This is a genomic window from Belliella filtrata, from assembly GCF_022549775.1.
Lineage (GTDB): Bacteria > Bacteroidota > Bacteroidia > Cytophagales > Cyclobacteriaceae > Belliella > Belliella filtrata.
The window spans coordinates 120,556-140,575 of sequence record NZ_JAKZGP010000001.1 but is presented as its reverse complement, the minus strand read 5'-3'; the positions used below and the strand labels follow the sequence as shown (position 1 = coordinate 140,575).

The following is a 20,020-nucleotide window of genomic DNA, read 5'->3' as shown; positions in this document are numbered from 1 at the left end:
ACCCAAATATATGAACTTCGAATATACTGAAGAACAATTAGCCGTGAGAGATGCAGCCAGAGAGTTTGCACAGTCAGAATTATTTCCGGGCGTCATAGAAAGAGATACTGAGGCCAAGTTTCCCAAAGATCAAATCAAGAAAATGGGAGAGTTGGGGTTCATGGGTATGATGGTGGATCCGGCATACAATGGTGGAGGTATGGATACTGTATCGTATGTTTTGGCAATGGAAGAATTATCAAAAATTGATGCTTCTGCCTCCGTAGCGATGTCAGTCAATAACTCATTGGTATGTTGGGGTTTGGAAAAATATGGTTCAGAAGCGCAGAAGGAAAAATATTTGAAACCACTAGCAACAGGTGAAATATTGGGTGCTTTTTGCTTGTCTGAACCAGAGGCTGGATCTGACGCGACTTCACAGAAGACAGAGGCGCATAGGGAAGGCGATTTTTATATATTGAATGGAACAAAAAACTGGATCACCAACGGAAATACGGCGAGCGTCTATTTGGTGATTGCACAGACAGATGTGGCCAAAGGACATAAAGGAATATCTGCTTTCATAGTGGAAAAAGGATGGGAAGGTTTCGTTGTGGGGAAAAAAGAAGATAAGTTAGGAATAAGAGGATCAGATACCCACTCTTTGATGTTCACAGATGTAAAGGTGCCTGTGGAAAACCGAATCGGAGAAGAAGGTTTTGGGTTTAACTTTGCTATGGAAACCCTGAATGGTGGAAGAATAGGTATCGCAGCCCAAGCTTTGGGTATAGCCTCAGGTGCTTATGAACTTGCCTTGGCTTATTCTAAAGAAAGAAAGGCATTTGGAAAGCCCATCAGTCAGCATCAAGCTATACAATTCAAACTTGCTGACATGGCCACAAGTATAGAAGCTGCAAGATTGCTTGTACTCAAGTCAGCATGGCTTAAGGATCAAGGGAAGGATTATGCTCATGCTTCAGCCATGGCCAAGCTTTATGCCTCACAAGTAGCTATGGATGTGACAGTAGAAGCGGTTCAAGTGCATGGTGGATATGGCTTTGTCAAAGAGTATCATGTCGAAAGACTGATGCGAGATGCGAAGATTACGCAGATATATGAAGGGACAAGTGAAATTCAAAAAATAGTAATATCGCGAGGTATATTGAGATAGTACAATATTTCAATCTAAAAAAGGGCAAAAAATACAATTTATTTGCCCTTTTTCTTGGCTACATGAAATTTTTATGAGATAAATACATTGTGATTTAAAAATTTGTCCTAGTTTTACAAGAAAACAACCAAGTTTGTATTCATGGAATTTTACAATAAAGTCATAGAATCAGTAGGAGTACGCTTCTTAAAAGGCAATAACTATAAGATCACTAAGCCAGCAAACATTGCAGACTATAGTGATACCGAGAATACAGTAATTCTATTACATCAAGGAGTCTTAAAGTATTCAGATGAAAGTGAAGGAGTCAATGAAGGTGAAATGCTCTTTATTCCAGCTGGAAGAAGAACAAATGTCACATTTGGGTCCATTACAAAGAAATCTGAAATGTCGAATGAAGAGTTTTTAGATAATAAGAGGAAATTTCTTCAAACGATAAGTTTTAGAGAGATCAAAGCAGCAGAGGAAGATTGCATTACCGTGATTAATTTTGACGCAAAGGTGTTTGATGTCGTTAATTTTTTTAATTCACTTGGTATTCCTCCATTTGCAATCAAGTTCAATGATAGAATAGCTTCAATTATCGAAGATATCGTAAAGGAAAATGAGCAAAATACTCCGGGTAAAGAGCGTGTGATCAAACTTCATACGGAACTTTTGGTTATTGAGATTGTGCGTCATATTCTAAAGAATAGACTGTTTGTTGAAGAACTTTCTACCAATAGTACTTATTTCAAAGACCCAAGATTGATCGAAATGTTCAATTTTATAAAGAAGAATATTGGAGGAGACCTTTCCAATAAGGTATTGGCAAAAGTAGCCAATGTATCGGAAGATTATGTGGGTCAGTATTTTAAAATGCTCACTGGAATCAACCCTCAAGATTATATAGAATACCAAAGAATGGAGGCTGCTGTAGAGCTTCTCCGTACTTCCAAGAAGAGTATCAGAGACATAGGCAAAGAGGTGGGTTATAAAGACACCGCTTATTTCTGTCGCCGATTCAAGATGATGTACGGTTTGCCAGCTGGAAAAATGAGAAGAAGAGAGTCTCTAATTAATGTTCAAGGATAAGTTTAATACATTTACATACTCAAGAACCTCGGCCAATAGGTCGGGGTTTTTTTCTGCTCCATTTCCGATTACCACCACGTCTGCTCCATTATCAAAAACAGCCCGGACTTTTTCTAAATTATCTAATCCACCACCAACGATTAGTGGAGCTTCAATGTTTTTTTTGACTGCAAGTATCATTTCCACTGGCACAGGAAGATTTGCACCACTCCCAGCGTCCAAATAAAAGTACCTTAAGCCCAGATATGATCCTGCCAAAGCCGTAGCTACAGCAAGGTCAGGTTTGTCTCTAGGTAATGGGATCGTCTGTGAAATGTAATGAACACTTGTGGATTTTCCTCCATCTACGAGCATGTAGCCAGTAGGTAGCACCTCTACGCTTGAGCGAGCCAATATTGGAGCTATCATCACATGCTGTCCAATAAGCAACTCTGCATTTCGTCCAGAGATCAAAGAAATAAAAAGCAAACCATCTGCTAGGGGAGAAAACTGACCTATACTTCCGGGAAACAATATGATTGGAATCTTTGGGTATAGAGACTTAATTTCACTAATCAAGCTATCCTGTTTGGGTTGCGAAACTAAGCTACCACCAAAAAAAATAAAATCAAGTCCTAGTGAAACAGCATGATTTAGTTGCTTGTTTACCTCTCTTAAAGACTTGATTTTATCTGGGTCAATGAGCCACGCTACAGCTTTTCGACCTGTAGTTGCATGACTATTAATCTTACTTGCTAATAAATTACGCTTCTTCAACCTCACTACTGTTGTTCATATAGTTGTTGAGAAACTTATTTCGGCCATAAGCTATGGCCATTGGTAGCAATATGGCTGCCATGCGAGCCATGAAACCAGCTTGCTTTTTTGCAGTCAATTTTGAGCTAATGTCTTTGTCTAATAGACCTTCTCGCTCAAGGACGGCCATGATTTGTTTTGTCTTTTTGTTTTTTTTCCCCTTGAGCAATCTAACCAAGCCAAAAGCTACTATGCCACCAGCCACTACCCCGGATCCTACTCTGATCCAATCACCAGAGTCTCCTTTGAGTGCATTAATTTGTGCTTGTAGCGTTTGCTCCAATTCCTGTGCTTTTTTATCTAGTTCTAGCATAGTTTTTTACTTTTTGATTCTGAAAAGAAAACTTCTAAAAAACTTCCTGAAGGATGAAATAATGCCATCAGACTCCCTGACAATGAACAAAACTACAAACAAGAGTAGGTAAATCAGACTGACATATAGAAATCCAAGATAGTTTGAATATAAGATTTCTCCCAAATAAAATGCCAAAGAAATGCTTGCAAAAAGCAAAATCATCAAGGATGCTAAGCCCATCAAAACTAAGATGAAAACTCTAGAAATAATCTCCGAAAAACGGTCTTCAACTTGGTTTTTCACCATTTGAATCCTGACTTCGATCAGTTGCTTGATCGTTTGAACGATTTCTGATACATTGAGCATAAATGTAGATTTATTTAAAATTCCTAAAACAAAATTGTCTACAATATACAATCAAAAACCGTGCATTAAAAATTTTCTAGACTTTCTGGTTCGTTATTTTCTATGTAAAACATGTAAGTCAAAACCACCTCTAGTGCATTTTTAATAGCAATATTGATAGGGAACTGTTGATTGGCTAACTGAAAATCTATGTTGTACAGTTGGGAATAGAAACCTCCACTTGAAGGGACCGCAAGCCCTTCCTTGATAGCCAAAGCAGTGCTTTGATAGGCATCTGATTTTTGTTCCTTGATGATTTTGCATGTAATCAGCTCTTTTTTGCCTTCCTTGTTTCTTCTTGCGGCGCTACCAAAAAGCCTGCATATCATACCTCTATTGCTATAATCTGAACAAAACCCTGATTTCGCATCTTCAGAGAGCGATTTGTACACAATGCAGTTAGCGTCTTCACCAGATTCATCAAGTATTTCCAGCGCCTTCTCAGCTTTTCCTTTTTCATAAAGGTCAAAAGCCAGCGGCAAAAATTCTAATACCGATGCGTGTACATTTGGATTGGCACAACAAGCACCACATCCAGCTACACAGGATAATTGAGAAGATTGCATGAAGGACTTGATTTCAATATCTAATTCATCAAATACCTTCCTGACTTCCAGTGACTTTTCTCTCAAATTCATAGATTCACATATAAAAGCCTGCGAAAGTAATACACCTTATAATCATAAACAACATTTATTTTTGGGGCAACTTTTTTTTCTCTTTCATGTTTTAATAAATGGATTTCTTTTCAAGGAGAAAAGAAAAAATCTACCTTTAAGAGCTTAAACATCTTTTTAAGCCATTATTAAAAGTGTTTTTTGATAAAAGATTGTAAGTTATGAGTGAAAACAATGGTCCAATAGACCCAAAACAAGAAGAAAGAATCCGTCGGGCATTCAAAGAAAGAGACTGGAATGAAATAAAGAGTGCAGACTCTTGGGCGATTTTCAAAGTCATGTCAGAGTTTGTAGAGGGATTTGAAAAATTAGCAAAGATAGGCCCATGTGTATCTGTATTTGGTTCAGCAAGAACACCTCGAGATCACAAGTACTATAAAATGGCAGAAGAAATTGCTGCCAAACTTGTAAGGCATGGGTATGGGGTAATCACTGGTGGTGGCCCGGGTATCATGGAAGCTGGAAACAAGGGAGCTCATTCTGAGAACGGAAAGTCAGTTGGTCTGAACATTGTACTCCCTTTTGAACAATTCAATAATGTGTATATCGATCCTGACAAATTGATTACCTTCAATTACTTCTTTGTCAGAAAAGTGATGTTTACCAAATATGCACAAGGTTTTATTGCTTTACCGGGCGGTTATGGTACTTTAGATGAATTGTTTGAAGCTTTGACATTGATCCAAACGAATAAGATCGGAAGATTCCCAATAGTGCTTGTTGGCAAAGAGTATTGGGCAGGGTTGGTAGACTGGCTGAAGGAGACCATGCTGGCAGAGCGTAATATCAATGTAGAAGATTTAGATCTATTTTCTATCGTAGACAATCCGACAGATGCTGTCAAAGTCATTGATGATTTTTATAGCAAATATCTTTTGTCACCAAACTATTAATAGTGAAACATTACCACGCATACATTATCTACGGCTTGATAGTCATTTTATTAGGGCTGTTTTTGATCCTTCATATGGATCAAAAGCAGCCTGAAGTCATTTATGAAGAAGTGCTAGTTACCCCAGAAAGTGGGGAGCAATTTGTCATGAAGATTCCAGATGACAGGGCCAAGCTTTTTGATTTACCCGAATCCATTAGTTTTGCTGACGAGCCTGTACCGTTAGAATTGGAAGATGTCAAAGAAAGGCTTGAGAGAGAGATTTATGTAAATGCCTATTGGCAGTCGAACATGATCTTGTTGATAAAAAGAGCGGGTAAGTACATTCCTACAATTGAAAAGATTTTAGCCGAAAATGGCATTCCAGCAGATTTCAAATACCTGGCAATGGCAGAGTCTGGTCTGATGAATGTTACTTCACCAGCAGGAGCAAGAGGGTTTTGGCAGTTTATGCCTGCCACTGCCAAAGAATACAATTTGGAGGTCTCAAACGACGTGGACGAAAGGTATCATTTAGAAAAATCAACAATTGCAGCCTGTCTGTACTTGAAAAAAGCTTACGCAAGGTATGGTAACTGGACGTCTGTAGCGGCAAGCTACAACATGGGGATGGGAGGTCTTTCTAAGAGAAAATCAGAACAAAAGCAAAACAACTATTACGACCTATTACTCAATGATGAGACGAGTCGTTATGTGTTTCGCTTACTTGCCTTCAAGGAGATCTTTGAAAATGCAGAAAAATATGGCTTCAACTTAGCCCCAAAAGACTTATACACCATGCCTAAGTTGAGAGAAGTGGCTACAAGTACAGATATCTCAAATCTAGCCGATTGGGCAATCAAACATAATACAAATTACAAAATACTGAAGTTATACAATCCATGGCTTCGATCAGATAGACTTCGCACAAGTAAGGGCAAAGTGTATGAAATCAAAATTCCAGTGCAATAAACAATTGAAGTAGTAGATAGTTTATATTTTATCAGATAAATTTTATATCTTAATCAAGTGTTTATTTCTACCCCAGCCCAATTTTTATGAAAAAATGGCCAGTTGTCCTTTTGATACTTCTTTTTGTCGCTATCATGGCATTAAGAGGTGTCCCATATTTGATCAATGTCTATCTCAATCAAAATGCAGATAGAATTGTCAGTGACATGATCACACGAACCAGTGGATTTGATAATCATGAAGTTAGCTTCGGTAATATCACCCTTGATTACAACTACACAGGGACATTTTTAAATATAGAAGATGTGATCATCAAACCAACTGATGATATTAATCTTACGCAATCCCAAATAGAATTGAGGCTAGAGCTTGCTAGAATTACAGGGTTCAGGTGGAGAAGTTTTTTGTTCAATAATTCTATAAAAATAGATTCTGCCAAGTTGGAAAACTTGGATATACGCACAGTCACTCCGCCTATTGATTCGCTTAACATAGAGACCAATGGAAAGAATGGAGAAAAGAAAGATTATGATATGATTTCCGCCAATACGATCTTGCTTAGCCATTTTAACTTGGAAAATAGAGACCTTAAATCTGATTCTGTTCGGATGAAAATTACTGATTTGAGGCTTGACGCATCGGATTTTAGGCTATCAAAGGAGGATATTGCTGATTCAGACGCCTTGTTTGATGTAGGTATGGTTCATGGTGAGATAGCGGGGGTGTCTGTACATTTTGACGATTATAAACAACATGCTAATATTCAAGATTTGGTTTTTGATACCAGAGATGAAACGGTCACAGTAGCTGATTTTTCATTGAATCATAAGCTTGGAAAATTTGAGTACACAGAGTCATTCAAGCTAAGGACTCCTTGGCTTGAGCTTACAAATGGAGCTATGGATGTCAAAGGTGTAAACTTTGACTCTTTCTTGAGAAAGGGTGTCCTTGATGTTGATAGCTTAAGTATAAGTGAACTTCAGATAGAAGCTTTCAACAATAAAAATAGACCGGAGGACTATGATAGACGTCCTTCAATGGTCCATGATCTCTTTCAGACTATAGAGTTTCCTATGGTTTTGAGAAATATCAACCTTATCAATGCGCATATTAAAATAGAGGAGCAGCCAGATAATGGCGCACCCACCACGGGAAAATTATTCTTTTCCGAAGTCAATGCTCAAATCAGTCGATTAAGTAACCTAGATGATGATTCGGAAACTGCCAAAAACTTCGAGATAGTAGCGAATGCTTTACTAATGGGCAAGGGTAAGGTCAACCTTGAAGCTTCTTATGACCTCAAAGATCCAGATGGGAAGTTTCAACTTAGAGGCTCTCTTGGGAAAATGGACTTGACTGCAGTAAACCCTATGATAGAACCAGAGGCAAAAGTTAGCCTCAAGTCAGGTATGATCAATAGGTTAGACTTCAATATTTACGCCAATGATCATGATGGGCATGGTGAAGTGATAGTGAGGTATGAAGATTTGCAAGTTGAAATTCTTAATAAAGATTTTGAAAAAGATAAAAACATCTTCAGAAAAATAGGTTCTTTCTTAGCAAGTAAAGTCGTTATCAAATCTCAAAATCCACGTAAAAATGGTGATTTACAAAAAGGAGTGGTTTATGCGAAAAGGGTAAAACACAAATCTATGTTCCACTTTTGGTGGCAACTGATATTTTCAGGCTTGAAATCTACAGTGACAGGGGAAGATCTTGAAGACTTAAAATCCAAAGCAAATGATAATGACTCATAGTGATTTGTAACTTCTAGACTTTTCCTTTCAAAATATAGCCTTCACTTTCAGATCACTTTGGGATGAGTAGATTTAAATCCCTATTTTTGCAAGCTTGATACATAAAGGATTACCTTTCCATGACTGACAAAATCGCTGAAAAACAAGAATTCATAGAAATATATGGTGCTAGAGAGCACAATCTGAAAAATGTAGACATTCAGATTCCAAGAAATAAGCTTGTAGTGATCACAGGTCTTAGCGGAAGTGGAAAAAGCTCCTTGGCATTCGACACCATTTATGCCGAAGGTCAAAGGAGGTACATGGAGAGTTTTTCAGCCTATGCCAGGTCTTTTTTGGGAGGAATGGAGAGGCCAGATGTTGACAAAATCAATGGGCTATCACCAGTGATTTCTATTGAGCAAAAGACTACATCTAAGAATCCGCGATCCACTGTAGGCACAGTAACCGAAATTTATGATTTTATGAGGTTGCTCTATGCACGAGCTGGGGAGGCATTCTCGTATTTGTCAGGTCACAAAATGATCCGTCAGACAGAGGATCAAATCATAGAGCAATTATTCAGCAATTTTCAAGGCAAAAAACTTTTTATCCTTGCTCCTGTTGTGAAAGGAAGAAAAGGGCATTATCGTGAGCTTTTTGAGCAAATCCGAAAAATGGGATTCTCAAAGGTGCGAATAGATGGTGTGGTGATGGATATGGTGCCTAAAATGCAAGTAGACAGGTACAAAATTCACGACATAGAAATCGTAATTGACAGGATAGTAGCAGAGGAGTCTGATAGATACCGAATTACTCAATCCCTCAAAACTGCGCTTCAGCATGGGAAAGGTGTACTCATGCTAAGAGATGAAGCTGGAGAGATACATCACTTTTCAAAATATTTGATGGATCCTACAACAGGTCTTTCCTATGATGAGCCAGCGCCGAACACTTTTTCATTCAATAGTCCTTATGGAGCATGTCCTTCGTGTAATGGACTTGGTATAATTGAGGAGATCACCAAAGAAAACATCATTCCTGACCCGAGTCTAAGCATAAGCCGAGGAGGTATAGCTCCTCTGGGCGAATTTAGAGATATTTGGATATTCAAGAAGATTGATGCGATCCTCAAGGCATACAAATGCAGCATCACCACTCCTATAAAAAAGCTTCCTGAAGAAGTGGTCAATGTACTTTTGTATGGCGATAAGCAAGAAGTTGAAGTAGACTCTGTAAAGTACCCAGGCACTAAGTGGACGACAACTTTTGAAGGAATTATTAATTTCTTGACAAAACAGCAAGAAGGTAGTTCAGATAAAATACAACAGTGGGTGAGTGAATTTACAAGCACCAAGGTATGCCCAGACTGTGATGGTTATAGGTTGAAAAAGGAAGCGCTTCATTTCAGGATTGCTGATAAACATATTGGAGAATTGGCGATCATGGATATTGCTACCCTTGGAGCATGGTTTGATGGTGTAGAGTCAAACATGTCCGAGAGACAGCTACTGATTGGCAAAGAAGTACTGAAAGAAATCAGAAAAAGAATAGGCTTTTTATTAGATATTGGGCTTGACTACTTATCGCTTAATAGACCACTTCGGTCACTTTCTGGAGGAGAAGCGCAGCGAATCAGGCTAGCTACGCAAATAGGCACACAGTTGGTCGGTGTCCTTTATATTTTAGATGAACCGAGCATTGGTCTTCATCAAAGAGATAATGTCAAATTGATCAAAGCACTTCAAGATTTGAGAGATTTGGGTAACTCTGTGATTGTGGTAGAGCACGACAAAGACATGATGCTAGAAGCAGACTTTGTAGTAGATATAGGCCCAGGAGCAGGAAGGCATGGAGGTCAGATAGTAGCCGCAGGAAACCCGCAAGAATTTCTCAATCAAAAAAGCATCACGGCCAAATACCTGGCAAACGAGCTTAAGATTCAAATTCCTAAGAAAAGAAGAACAGGCAATGGACACACTTTAAGTTTATTAGGTGCAAAAGGACATAATCTCAAAAATGTGGACCTTCATCTTCCTTTAGGTAAGATGATTAGTGTTACTGGTGTATCTGGTTCGGGGAAAAGCTCTCTGATTCATGAGACACTTTTTCCACTCCTCAATACTCACTTCTATAATTCCAAAAGAGAGCCTTTGGAGCACAAGCTTATCGAAGGACTAGAGCATCTGGACAAGGTAATAGAAGTAGATCAATCCCCAATCGGAAGGACTCCACGGTCAAATCCTGCAACATATACTGGTGTCTTTACCGATATTAGGGCGCTTTTTACAGAGTTGCCAGAAGCTAAGATCAGAGGGTATAAGCCTGGAAGATTTAGTTTCAATGTCAAAGGAGGACGATGTGAGGACTGCGAGGGTGCTGGTATGAAGCTAGTAGAAATGGATTTCTTGCCAGATGTCCACGTTCCTTGTGAAACCTGCAAAGGGAAAAGGTACAATAGAGAGACATTAGAAGTAAGGTTCAAAGGTAAATCCATTTCTGATGTGTTGGACATGACAGTGGAGCAAGCAGTAGAGTTCTTTGAGTTCCAACCAAAAATCTTAAGAAAGATCCAAACGCTGAACGAAGTTGGGCTTGGGTATATTACTTTGGGTCAGCATGCCACGACACTTTCAGGAGGTGAAGCCCAACGTGTGAAATTGGCCACTGAACTGTCTAAGAAAGACACTGGCAAAACTTTTTACATCCTAGATGAGCCAAGCACTGGACTTCACTTTCAGGATATTGACCTTTTGCTTCAGGTACTTCAAAAGCTTGTAGATAAGGGAAATACAGTATTAATCATTGAGCACAATTTGGACATTATCAAAGTAGCTGATCACATCATAGACCTTGGTCCTGAAGGAGGAGAAAAGGGAGGGCAAATCATTGCTGAAGGTACTCCGGAGCAGGTAGCCAAAAGTAAACGAAGCTTTACTGCCAAGTTCTTGAAAGAAGAACTAAAATAAACATGAAGCTTTTGACACAAGCTATATGCCTTTTGGCACAATAGCCAAAGTTGCTTTTAGTGAGATGATTATCTTTGAGCTATACAATGAATAGGATCAAGTTATATTGGATTTTACAATTATTAGGTTGGATGGGCTTTGCGCTGATCAACCTTTTCTTTGTATCCTTAGGCAGGGGAATTTCCTCTGTACAAGTTGGCGCCTATTTTTCTTTAGCCTTGTACTATTTGATTTCTACACATGTATTGAGGTATGTGATCAAGAAGTACCATTGGTTCAATAAAAGTTTCAATCAGCTACTTTGGAATACATTCATTGCTTTGCTCATCTTGGGCCTGTCGAATACGATAGCGCAGATTCTTATCAACCTTGCCTACGACATTCTCATTTTAAATGAGGATTTGAGTCCATTGGTATTGGCTGCAAATGTCTTCGTCAGTTTTTTATTCTATGCATTATGGGCCATGTTGTATTTCATTTTTCACTTTTTGGACAATTATAATCAATCTTTGAAGTATGAAGCCAAAATCAATGAAATACAACTTAATCACTTAAAATCGCAACTTAATCCTCATTTTATTTTCAATGCGCTCAATAGTGTGAGGGCTTTGGTAGACGAGGATCCAAATAAGGCAAAGTCAGCAATCACGCAGCTTTCTAATATCTTACGATTTTCGTTAATGATGGACAAAAAGCGGGTGATTGATTTTGAAAAAGAAATCAATACAGTCAAGGATTACCTTAACTTAGAGATGATTCGCTTTGAGGAAAGACTAACTGTACAATATGATATTGAGCCAGAGGCTTTCAGCTATAGAATTCCACCCATGATGCTACAGACCATAGTCGAGAATGCTATCAAGCATGGTATTTCCAATCGAGTACAAGGTGGACTGATCGTAGTCAAGTGTTATGAAGGCTTGACGGATGATTTGTATATTCAAGTGAAAAATAGTGGACAACTCAAATCTCAGTCGTTTACCAAAAAGCGCAATGGTGAGGGAAATGGTATTTCCAATACAATTCAAAGATTAAAATTGATCTATGGGAGCAGGTCTTCCTTCAAAATATTCAATTCAGGAGATGATTTTGTTATCACCGAAATAAAAATTCCAAAACAAAGCCTTACATTAGGTTAAAATTTCAAAGTAATGCGAGCACTTGTTATAGATGATGAAAGATTAGCAAGAAAGGAGCTGATCAATTTGCTATCCCAATACGATCACGTAGAAATCGTGGGAGAAGCAAATAATGTAGATGATGCTAAAGAAAAAATTGACACCCTTCTCCCGGATGTGGTGTTTTTGGATATTCAAATGCCAGAAAAGACAGGGTTTGATTTGTTAGAAGAATTGGACAATGTACCCCATGTAATATTCACGACAGCTTATGATGAATATGCCCTCAAGGCATTTCAAGTCAATGCATTGGATTACTTGCTAAAGCCAATAGAACCAAAAAGATTGGGAGAAGCGGTAGAGAGATTACAGAAAAAAATACAAGAGCAAGAGAAAAAATCTGGAACTGATAATAGTGATTTAGGTGAGAAGAAATTGACTCTGAACGATCAAGTATTTGTCAAAGACGGAGACAGGTGCTGGTTTGTCAAATTGGAAAATGTCAGGCTATTTGAATCAGACGGAAATTATATCAAGGTATATTTTGATTCTAATAAGCCGATGATTCACAAATCTCTCAATGCCCTAGATGAGAAATTGGATGAAAAATCATTCTTCAGAGCGAGCCGAAAACATATCATTAACCTTGGCTGGGTAGAAGCTATTGAGCCTTGGTTCAATGGTGGCTTGGTTGTGACTTTGAAAGGAGGAGATAGAATTGAGGTAAGTAGGCGTCAAGCGGCAAGATTTAAGGATATGATGAGTCTTTAGGCTCAAAATTCCCCAAATGTGGTAGAAAAAAAGGAAAACTATTGATTATCAAATCTAGATTTTGTATATAGAAATTAATTAATTTTGCATACAGAAAAATTGATTTGTTCACAGTAATCACTCCAAGTTTGCCTTAGACTTATATGAAAGAGGAAAGAATACTAGTCGTCGAAGACGATGTTAATATTGCAGAGAATATAGAAGAAATACTTGAGCTGCTCGGCTACGTCAATATCGATATAGCAAATTCAGCTAACCAAGCCATTAAGATCATCAAGAAATACAGACCTGATATGATCTTCATGGATATCAAACTTAAGGGAGATAAAGACGGAATAGAGCTAGGGGAAATCCTTAAACAAATGGTCGATGCACCACTCGTATTTGTAACGTCATACTCTGATCCTACAATCATTGAAAGAGCTAAAAGAATAAATCCAGCAGGATTCATTGTGAAGCCTTTCAACACCAATGATATTCACGCTATAGTAGAGATAGTTCTTTACAATAAAAGAGTCAATCCAATATCTGATGCAGCTACTACCAAATCCAAAGATGAAAGTCCTTACTTGGTAGCTGATGCTGTTTATATCAAGGCTGACAATTCTTATGAAAAAGTACCTTATACCGATATCTTCTATGTAGAAGCCAACGGTAATATGGTGACGATATACACCAAGCATAGAAACTATACAATCAGAAAGTCTATGAAAGATATGGAAGAGAAGCTTCCAGCGCATCTTTTCTTGAGAGTTCAGAAATCCTTCATCGTCCAGCTCGGCCAAATCGAAAGTTTCAATACCAAAGAGATTTCTTTAGAAACTGGTGCTGTAGTACAAGTCGGTAGACAGTATTACAACAGTTTTTTGGCAAAGTTGAATACCATTACAGAAAGTTAATCGTCCTTTGTAGTACGATTAAATATAAAAAAAAAAGGTGAGCAACGCTCACCTTCTTTTTTATCGTTAAACCAAACAATTCTTTTATTTCTTAGCGCTTCAGGTAGAACGATTGCTTACCAGAGGAAGTGATATAATCACACTTTTCAAATAGACCACTGAATTTTACTTTGATCTCTTCCATATCACCGTAGAATTCTGCCACTACATCTCCATATTTGTTGATCAACACAGCTGTAGGCTCCGTTTTTAGCGAAGGTAAATCAAGCACGAGATTCAGAGACTCTGAAGCATTTGACTTTGGTGTCAAAACAGTTTTTTCTGTAGCTGCATCATCTTTCAATGGTGAGGCTTGAACGTTAGCAGTCCATACGATCATGATAGCCATAACTAAGCCTAAGAAGGCACAAACATTTTTCTGTGTTAAGATTGAAGTCTTCATATTTTTTTGTTTTTCGTTTTAAATCCTGTGTCCTTGTGTCGTTTGGACAATAGGTATATGCCAAAACCTGAACCAAAAATGTAATCGGCTGTAAATCAATAAATAACAGATTGTGTCATTTGAAGGGGTGTGCGGTATCGAACAAATATATTTTCAATTTGATACATTTTTCGATAGAATATTTCGAAGAAGTAAGTTGCGTCATTATCAAAAAAAAGCCCAGCGATTTTTTCACTGGGCCAAAAAAGGTCAACTGATATAAGTGCACTTCAATGATTAGAGTAACTCATTGGCTAGGTTTGCTAGTTCGGATCGCTCTCCTTTTTCCAGTTTGATGTGAGCATATAGCGGATGATCTTTTACCCTGTCTATGAGGTAAGAGAGTCCATTACTTTGTGAATCTAGATAGGGAGTATCTATTTGATATACATCTCCTGTAAATATGATCTTGGTGTTTTCCCCTGCCCTAGTGATGATAGTTTTTACTTCATGTGGTGTAAGGTTCTGGGCTTCATCTACGATGAAGAAGATATTTGAAAGAGACCTACCCCTTATATAGGCAAGAGGCTGAATTACAAGTTTTTCTTGATTGACTAGTTCTGTGATTTTTTGGTATTCTTTATCTGTTTCTTTGAATTGATTTTGGATAAATTTCAAATTGTCCCATAGAGGTTCCATGTAAGGATTCAGCTTTGACTTGATGTCACCTGGCAAGTAACCAATATCTTTATTGCTCAAAGGTACAATAGGTCTAGCCAGATAGACCTGCTTGAAATCTCTACGCTGCTCTAGCGCTCCTGCTAGGGCTAGAAGTGTCTTTCCTGTACCTGCTACTCCCTGTATTGTCACGAGCTTGACCCTAGGATTGAGAATTGCATGCATAGCGAAAGTCTGTTCCGCATTTTTTGGTTTGATATTATAAAATAGCTGCTTGTCTACCCGCTCAATGGTATTCTCTTCGGCACTGAAGTAGGCTAAAACAGAATTTTTTTCACTTTTCAGAATGTAGTAGCCATTAGATTTCACCTTTTTTCTACCAAAGATTTTCTTAGCATCCATGGTTCTATTCTCGTAGAAATCATTGATGATCTCTGGAGCGATATCATCAATGATAAATTTCCCCGTATTTTCTAGCTCATCAATATTTTTGATCTTCCCTGTTTCATAATCTTCTGCGAATATGTCTAGAGATTTGGCTTTCAATCTGAGATTAATATCCTTGCTGACCAAGATGACCTTTCTTCCCTTTTCGGTTTGCTTGAGGTAAAGTGCGGCATTGAGGATTTTATGATCATTCTTTTCTTCACCAAATATTTCGTTGGCGTTTAGGCTATTGTCAGGATTCATCAATACCCGGAAATTACCCTTCGTTTTCCCATTCAAAGGTGTCCAGTTATGGATCATATTGTCTTTGGAGAGATTGTCTAGAATGCGGATAAATTCCCTTGCTTCGAAGTTCTTGGTATCATTTCCTTTTTTGAACTGATCGAGCTCTTCCAATACGGTAATCGGGATGACGACATCATGTTCAGCAAAGTTCATGATGCTGTTGTGTGCATAGATGATTACAGATGTATCCAGCACAAAGATTTTACGTTCTTTATTGGATTTGGCTCTTGGCATAGGTAGATATTTAAGTGGTTGTTAGCTCCCAATAAGGTAGAAAATTAATAGAAGGATTACCATGCATTGGAAGAAAAAATACTGACCAATCTGAAAAAATTACGCTATCGTTTTGATATTCAAAAGAATAAAGTGTGCTTCTTTTGTTTTATTTGATCAAGTGCTTGATTCCTGATGTGAAAAATGGCCAAAATGGTACACTATTTCGAATTTTGAATTCTTCCCAGAAGCCACTTTCATTTGCCAAGAAAGCTAAAATTCGCTCTGGATCATTTTTTTTGAATAAGCTGCTGAAAAGAAACTCTCCATTTACTTTGTCTTGCAACAGCACATCGACTAGTACCCTATCGTACCATTCGAACATTTTCTCTCTCATTGTGAGTTTGATAAGTGGTGATCTACCTTGTGCAAGTTGGGTTATGATACGCTCAATTTTTGACTGTACAAACTGAAAGGTATATCCAGAGCTAGCTTTGGTGTGGCCACCAGCTGTCCCTATATTGATAATGCGTTGCGCCCTTCCTATTGTTTTGGGAAAATTTGCAAGTGACATTGGAATCACTCCATACTCTCTGTGGATAATTTCGTAGGATTTCAAGGCAATATTATCTTTGATATATGCATCTAGTGCTACCTGATAATCTTGCTTGTTGAGCTCCTTTTTTGAAAACAAGGTATACTCTACAAGTGCTTCTCTATCTGAAGTAGGAAGCACATACATAAAAGTAGTGCCATGATGCTGAGAAAGTGTGAAGTCCATCAATGTGCCTACTTCACTATCAAATACTGGCTTATCAGTACGTATAAACCATCCCATGAAATGCTGCAATAGGGTGTTTTCTTCCGACATCGGTGGATAAAACATACCCGTTGAGTTAAAGATATAGGCTGCATGAAATGTACCATGTACTGTTTCTACTAATGGGGTACCTGATTGTTCTGTTATCGTCCGGATATTTGTGTCTAGAAATGTCACATTCTCAAAAGTGGAAGCTATCTGGAGAACATAATTATAAAAATCTCCTGATTGAATCATTTTGTAGCTGTAATCCTTCATCTGAAAAGTCTTATCTACAGAAGGTGAGAAGAATTGAAGTTTTTTCCAGGATTTGGTTACCAGATGTTCAAAAGGTCCTGGTTGCATTTCCCAAAAACACCAAGTGCGATCATTTTGAGTTTTGGCTGTTTTGTCCAAGACTAAAATCCTTTTGTTTCTCAACTTTTCATTTCTCAAAAGGCCATGTAACAAGCTTAAGCCTGCAAGCCCCGAGCCTGCGATGATGTAATCATATCGCTTTTCCATCGATGTGTTTTATGTGCAAGTTCAAACTTCTATATTAATGCAGAAGTTTGCAAAATGTTTAAGTAAAAATAAGAAAAGGTGTAATCTGAAGTATCTATTTAAACCTTTGGCAAAGCTACAATGAAGGTGGTGCCTTCTCCTGGAATACTTTCTACTGCTATAGTTCCTCCCATACTTTCTACTTGGTTTTTGGTAATAAATAATCCAACTCCCCTAGAGTCTTCATGATGATGAAATGTCTTATACATTCCAAATAGGCTGTCTTTATATTTGTCTAAATCAATGCCTAGTCCATTGTCTTTGAAATGAAGGAATACACGCTGATCATTTGATGTTGTAAATATTTCGATTATAGGAGACCTTTCTGATGACCTGTACTTGATTGCATTGGTGATAAAATTCAAGATTATGCTGTCTATATAGGCTGGGATTCCACTGATTGTCAATTTATCAGGAACTTGATTGATTACTTTACATTTGGATAAGCTTAAGTGTGCAGCTAGGCTGTCTAGGTTTTTTTGAGTCACCCTTTTAAGGTAGATTTCGGATTTGGTTTTGTTACTTAAGTTTACCTGAACCACTTCAGTGAGGTCTTCTATGGTCTCCATCAGGTTTTTTGCTGCTTGATCCACGAGTTTTAATAGTTCATTATTGTGGAGATTAGGATTTTCATCACTGAAAATTTCTAGTAATCCGGATATACCAGACCCATGAGAACGGAGGTTGTGAGATACAATATGTGCAAAGTTTCTTAATCTTTTATTTTGGTCTTGTGTGATATCTAGAACTGCTTGTAAGTTTCCAACTGCTTCTTGAAGTTTATTTTTATTTTCTTTTTCCAATGTGATATCTCGAATAAATGACCAGATTAGTTTTTTTCCATTTACATCAGTTATCAAAATACCTTGTAAGTCTACAGGATATCTAGATCCATCTTTTCTGATGTACTCTTTTTCAAAAAGCTCATAATATCCTCTATCATTTAGTTGATCAAGGGCAATTTCTTCGAATTCTTTATATTCAATTGGCGTAACGTCCCAGTAGCTCAGATTAAGAAATTCTTCTTTTGAGTAGCCTGTTGGTTCTATAAGTTTGTGATTGATATCTATAAATTTACCAGTTTCGAAATCATTTAAAGCGATGCCTATTGGAGAAAGGCTGTACAAGGCCTCTAAAATATTTTTATTGTATAGTAACTCCTCTTCAGCTTTTTTCCTTTTAGAGATTTCTATAAAAGTACCATACATTTTAAGCGCTGTACCTGCTTCATTCCATTCTGATATTTTCCCCCTAGTATTAAGCCAAATCCATTTGCCTGATTTATGTTTTAATCGAATCTCGAGTTCGAAAAAATTAAGCTCTTTTTTGAAACACTTGATGATCATTTCCTGTGCAATGGGAAAATCTTGATTATGAATAATAGTGGACCATTTTCTTAAAGAAGTGTTTTGAAATTCTTTGAGTGAATAGCCTAGTAGATTGGCCAGTTTATCATTGATTATAACATGGCCTGATTGGATGTTCCATTCAAAAGTTCCAGCTTGAGTTCCTTCTATTACAGCTTTGTATCTATTACGAACTTCTATGATATCTTGAATAGGTCTTCCCTCTGGAATTACATACACGACGTTTCTGTATTCATCAAATATGGGTTTCAAAGAAAAGAGAATGGTAATTGGTGTTTTTCCAGCCACCCAAACATCAACTTCATACTCAACAGGCTGACCTGATAGGGCCAGTTTGAATTTGTTTTGAAGTTCTTTCTTTGTTTCTTCAGAAATTTGCCACCAATAGCAATCCCAAAAATGTTTTCCAATCACATCTTCATGTGCAACACCAGCCATCTTTACTGCGGTATCATTGGCTTCTAGCAAAATACCATCAGTATTCAAAAACCCAATGAATGCAAAAGTAGAGTTAAAAATCCCTTTGAATTTGAGCTCTTTCTCCTTGATATCAGTGATATCTTGAAAGCTTCCTATAAGTTTATTGCCTACTTTACTTCCTGTGGATTTTACCCACTTTAAGTTCTTTTTCGCAGTGATTAGTAAACATTCAAGGTTGAAAGAGATGCCTTCATTGATACAGTTTTCCACGGCTTTGGAAATAATTGACCTGTAGTCTTGATGATAGAATTCAATCCCATTATACATGTTGTGATCAAAACCTCTAGGTATCTCGTGTATAGCATATACGGTTTCACTCCAAATAGTCCTGCCAGTAGCAATATCCAATTCCCAAACACCAGTATTGGTGTCCTGAAGTATTAGTTTGCTTTTTAGTTCTTGCTCTTTTTGTTCTGTGATATCACTAAAAATACCAATAGCTTTTAGTTTGTTTCCATTGGGTTCGGTTATAACTTTACCTTGACACCTGTACCATAATGTGTGGCCACTGTTATTCTTGAATCTCACTGTTTGATCAAACAGGGCGTTTTCATTTTTTAGATGATAGGCGAAGCCAAGATTAGAAACTTCGAGATCCTGCAAGTTGATTATCTTATTCCAGTCACTCTTTTTTAAAGGTTCTTGATAGCCTAAAATTGACCTGATGTTATCGTTTATCCAAGCACTTTCGGGTGATTCTATTTCCCAAAACCAAATGTTTTGCAAGCAAACCTTTCTCAAAAAAATCATGATTTGATCATTGCTTTTGATCAAATTACATAGTTCGTCTATTTCATCTAGGCTTTTTTCCATAGAAAATTTAAAGTTTTTGGTGATTTTCCACTATCGTGATACGTTGTGTTTAGCCAGGTGAAAATATAGAGAATATTCACCTATAATTCATATACATAGTTCAATGGAACAACTCAAAGAACTTTTTAATTTGATGAATAGTGGTTTTTACTGTTTGAACTCAAACAAAATTCTAATTAGCATTTAAGAGAAATTTTGTAAAATTACAGGTTGTTCTGTAA

General features: G+C 37.5%; 17 protein-coding genes. 9 read left to right on the top strand and 8 right to left on the bottom strand.

Features of this window, described 5'->3' with window-relative positions; genetic code table 11:
• Nucleotides 1-10: 10 nt before the first annotated feature.
• Both MM239_RS00590 and MM239_RS00585 read left to right on the top strand, forming a co-directional pair.
• Nucleotides 11-1,150 (top strand): acyl-CoA dehydrogenase, encoded by a 1,140-nt coding sequence (locus MM239_RS00590; protein WP_241345818.1) that lies wholly within the window; start codon nucleotides 11-13, stop codon nucleotides 1,148-1,150.
• A gap of 141 nt (nucleotides 1,151-1,291) precedes the next feature.
• Nucleotides 1,292-2,224, top strand: coding sequence for a helix-turn-helix domain-containing protein (locus MM239_RS00585; protein ID WP_241345817.1), 933 nt, complete (start codon nucleotides 1,292-1,294; stop codon nucleotides 2,222-2,224).
• Here the strand turns inward: MM239_RS00585 and MM239_RS00580 are convergent.
• From MM239_RS00580 to MM239_RS00565, 4 genes are all read right to left on the bottom strand, one after another.
• Entirely contained in the window at nucleotides 2,204-2,980 is a 777-nt protein-coding gene (locus tag MM239_RS00580) for a geranylgeranylglyceryl/heptaprenylglyceryl phosphate synthase (RefSeq protein WP_241345816.1), read from the bottom strand. The genes MM239_RS00585 and MM239_RS00580 overlap by 21 nt on opposite strands.
• Nucleotides 2,967-3,332 (bottom strand): hypothetical protein, encoded by a 366-nt coding sequence (locus tag MM239_RS00575; protein ID WP_241345815.1) that lies wholly within the window; start codon nucleotides 3,330-3,332, stop codon nucleotides 2,967-2,969. Before MM239_RS00575 ends, MM239_RS00580 begins: the two co-directional genes overlap by 14 nt.
• A gap of 6 nt (nucleotides 3,333-3,338) precedes the next feature.
• Nucleotides 3,339-3,680 carry a phage holin family protein gene (locus MM239_RS00570; RefSeq protein WP_241345814.1) on the bottom strand — a complete coding sequence of 114 codons (342 nt, stop codon included), beginning with the start codon at nucleotides 3,678-3,680 and terminating at the stop codon, nucleotides 3,339-3,341.
• A 65-nt stretch (nucleotides 3,681-3,745) separates the two neighbouring features.
• Nucleotides 3,746-4,357, bottom strand: a complete 612-nt coding sequence (locus tag MM239_RS00565) for a YkgJ family cysteine cluster protein (protein WP_241345813.1) — start codon at nucleotides 4,355-4,357, stop codon at nucleotides 3,746-3,748.
• A gap of 200 nt (nucleotides 4,358-4,557) precedes the next feature.
• Between MM239_RS00565 and MM239_RS00560 the strand changes: the two genes are divergently transcribed.
• The 7 genes from MM239_RS00560 to MM239_RS00530 all read left to right on the top strand — a co-directional run bounded on the left by MM239_RS00560 (nucleotide 4,558) and on the right by MM239_RS00530 (nucleotide 13,732).
• Nucleotides 4,558-5,289, top strand: coding sequence for an LOG family protein (locus MM239_RS00560; protein WP_241345812.1), 732 nt, complete (start codon nucleotides 4,558-4,560; stop codon nucleotides 5,287-5,289).
• A 2-nt stretch (nucleotides 5,290-5,291) separates the two neighbouring features.
• The gene (locus tag MM239_RS00555) at nucleotides 5,292-6,239 is read left to right on the top strand and encodes a lytic transglycosylase domain-containing protein (protein ID WP_241345811.1); all 948 of its coding nucleotides are present in this window, start codon (nucleotides 5,292-5,294) and stop codon (nucleotides 6,237-6,239) included.
• 86 nt (nucleotides 6,240-6,325) lie between these two features.
• Nucleotides 6,326-7,996: an AsmA family protein gene (locus tag MM239_RS00550; protein ID WP_241345810.1), complete on the top strand. Its 1,671-nt coding sequence runs from the start codon at nucleotides 6,326-6,328 to the stop codon at nucleotides 7,994-7,996.
• Nucleotides 7,997-8,115: 119 nt separating this feature from the next.
• Nucleotides 8,116-10,944, top strand: a complete 2,829-nt coding sequence (gene uvrA / locus MM239_RS00545; RefSeq protein WP_241345809.1) for an excinuclease ABC subunit UvrA — start codon at nucleotides 8,116-8,118, stop codon at nucleotides 10,942-10,944.
• An 86-nt stretch (nucleotides 10,945-11,030) separates the two neighbouring features.
• Nucleotides 11,031-12,083, top strand: a complete 1,053-nt coding sequence (locus MM239_RS00540) for a sensor histidine kinase (RefSeq protein WP_241345808.1) — start codon at nucleotides 11,031-11,033, stop codon at nucleotides 12,081-12,083.
• Between the two features lie 12 nt (nucleotides 12,084-12,095).
• The gene (locus MM239_RS00535; protein WP_241345807.1) at nucleotides 12,096-12,833 is read left to right on the top strand and encodes a LytR/AlgR family response regulator transcription factor; all 738 of its coding nucleotides are present in this window, start codon (nucleotides 12,096-12,098) and stop codon (nucleotides 12,831-12,833) included.
• A 143-nt stretch (nucleotides 12,834-12,976) separates the two neighbouring features.
• Nucleotides 12,977-13,732 (top strand): LytR/AlgR family response regulator transcription factor, encoded by a 756-nt coding sequence (locus tag MM239_RS00530; RefSeq protein WP_241345806.1) that lies wholly within the window; start codon nucleotides 12,977-12,979, stop codon nucleotides 13,730-13,732.
• 91 nt (nucleotides 13,733-13,823) lie between these two features.
• Here the strand turns inward: MM239_RS00530 and MM239_RS00525 are convergent, their stop codons facing one another.
• From MM239_RS00525 to MM239_RS00510, 4 genes are all read right to left on the bottom strand, one after another.
• Nucleotides 13,824-14,174: a hypothetical protein gene (locus tag MM239_RS00525; protein ID WP_241345805.1), complete on the bottom strand. Its 351-nt coding sequence runs from the start codon at nucleotides 14,172-14,174 to the stop codon at nucleotides 13,824-13,826.
• Between the two features lie 276 nt (nucleotides 14,175-14,450).
• Nucleotides 14,451-15,797: a PhoH family protein gene (locus MM239_RS00520; RefSeq protein ID WP_241345804.1), complete on the bottom strand. Its 1,347-nt coding sequence runs from the start codon at nucleotides 15,795-15,797 to the stop codon at nucleotides 14,451-14,453.
• A gap of 148 nt (nucleotides 15,798-15,945) precedes the next feature.
• Nucleotides 15,946-17,100 carry a lycopene cyclase family protein gene (locus MM239_RS00515; protein WP_241345803.1) on the bottom strand — a complete coding sequence of 385 codons (1,155 nt, stop codon included), beginning with the start codon at nucleotides 17,098-17,100 and terminating at the stop codon, nucleotides 15,946-15,948.
• Nucleotides 17,101-17,198: 98 nt separating this feature from the next.
• Nucleotides 17,199-19,799: a PAS domain S-box protein gene (locus MM239_RS00510; RefSeq protein WP_241345802.1), complete on the bottom strand. Its 2,601-nt coding sequence runs from the start codon at nucleotides 19,797-19,799 to the stop codon at nucleotides 17,199-17,201.
• Nucleotides 19,800-20,020: the final 221 nt, after the last annotated feature.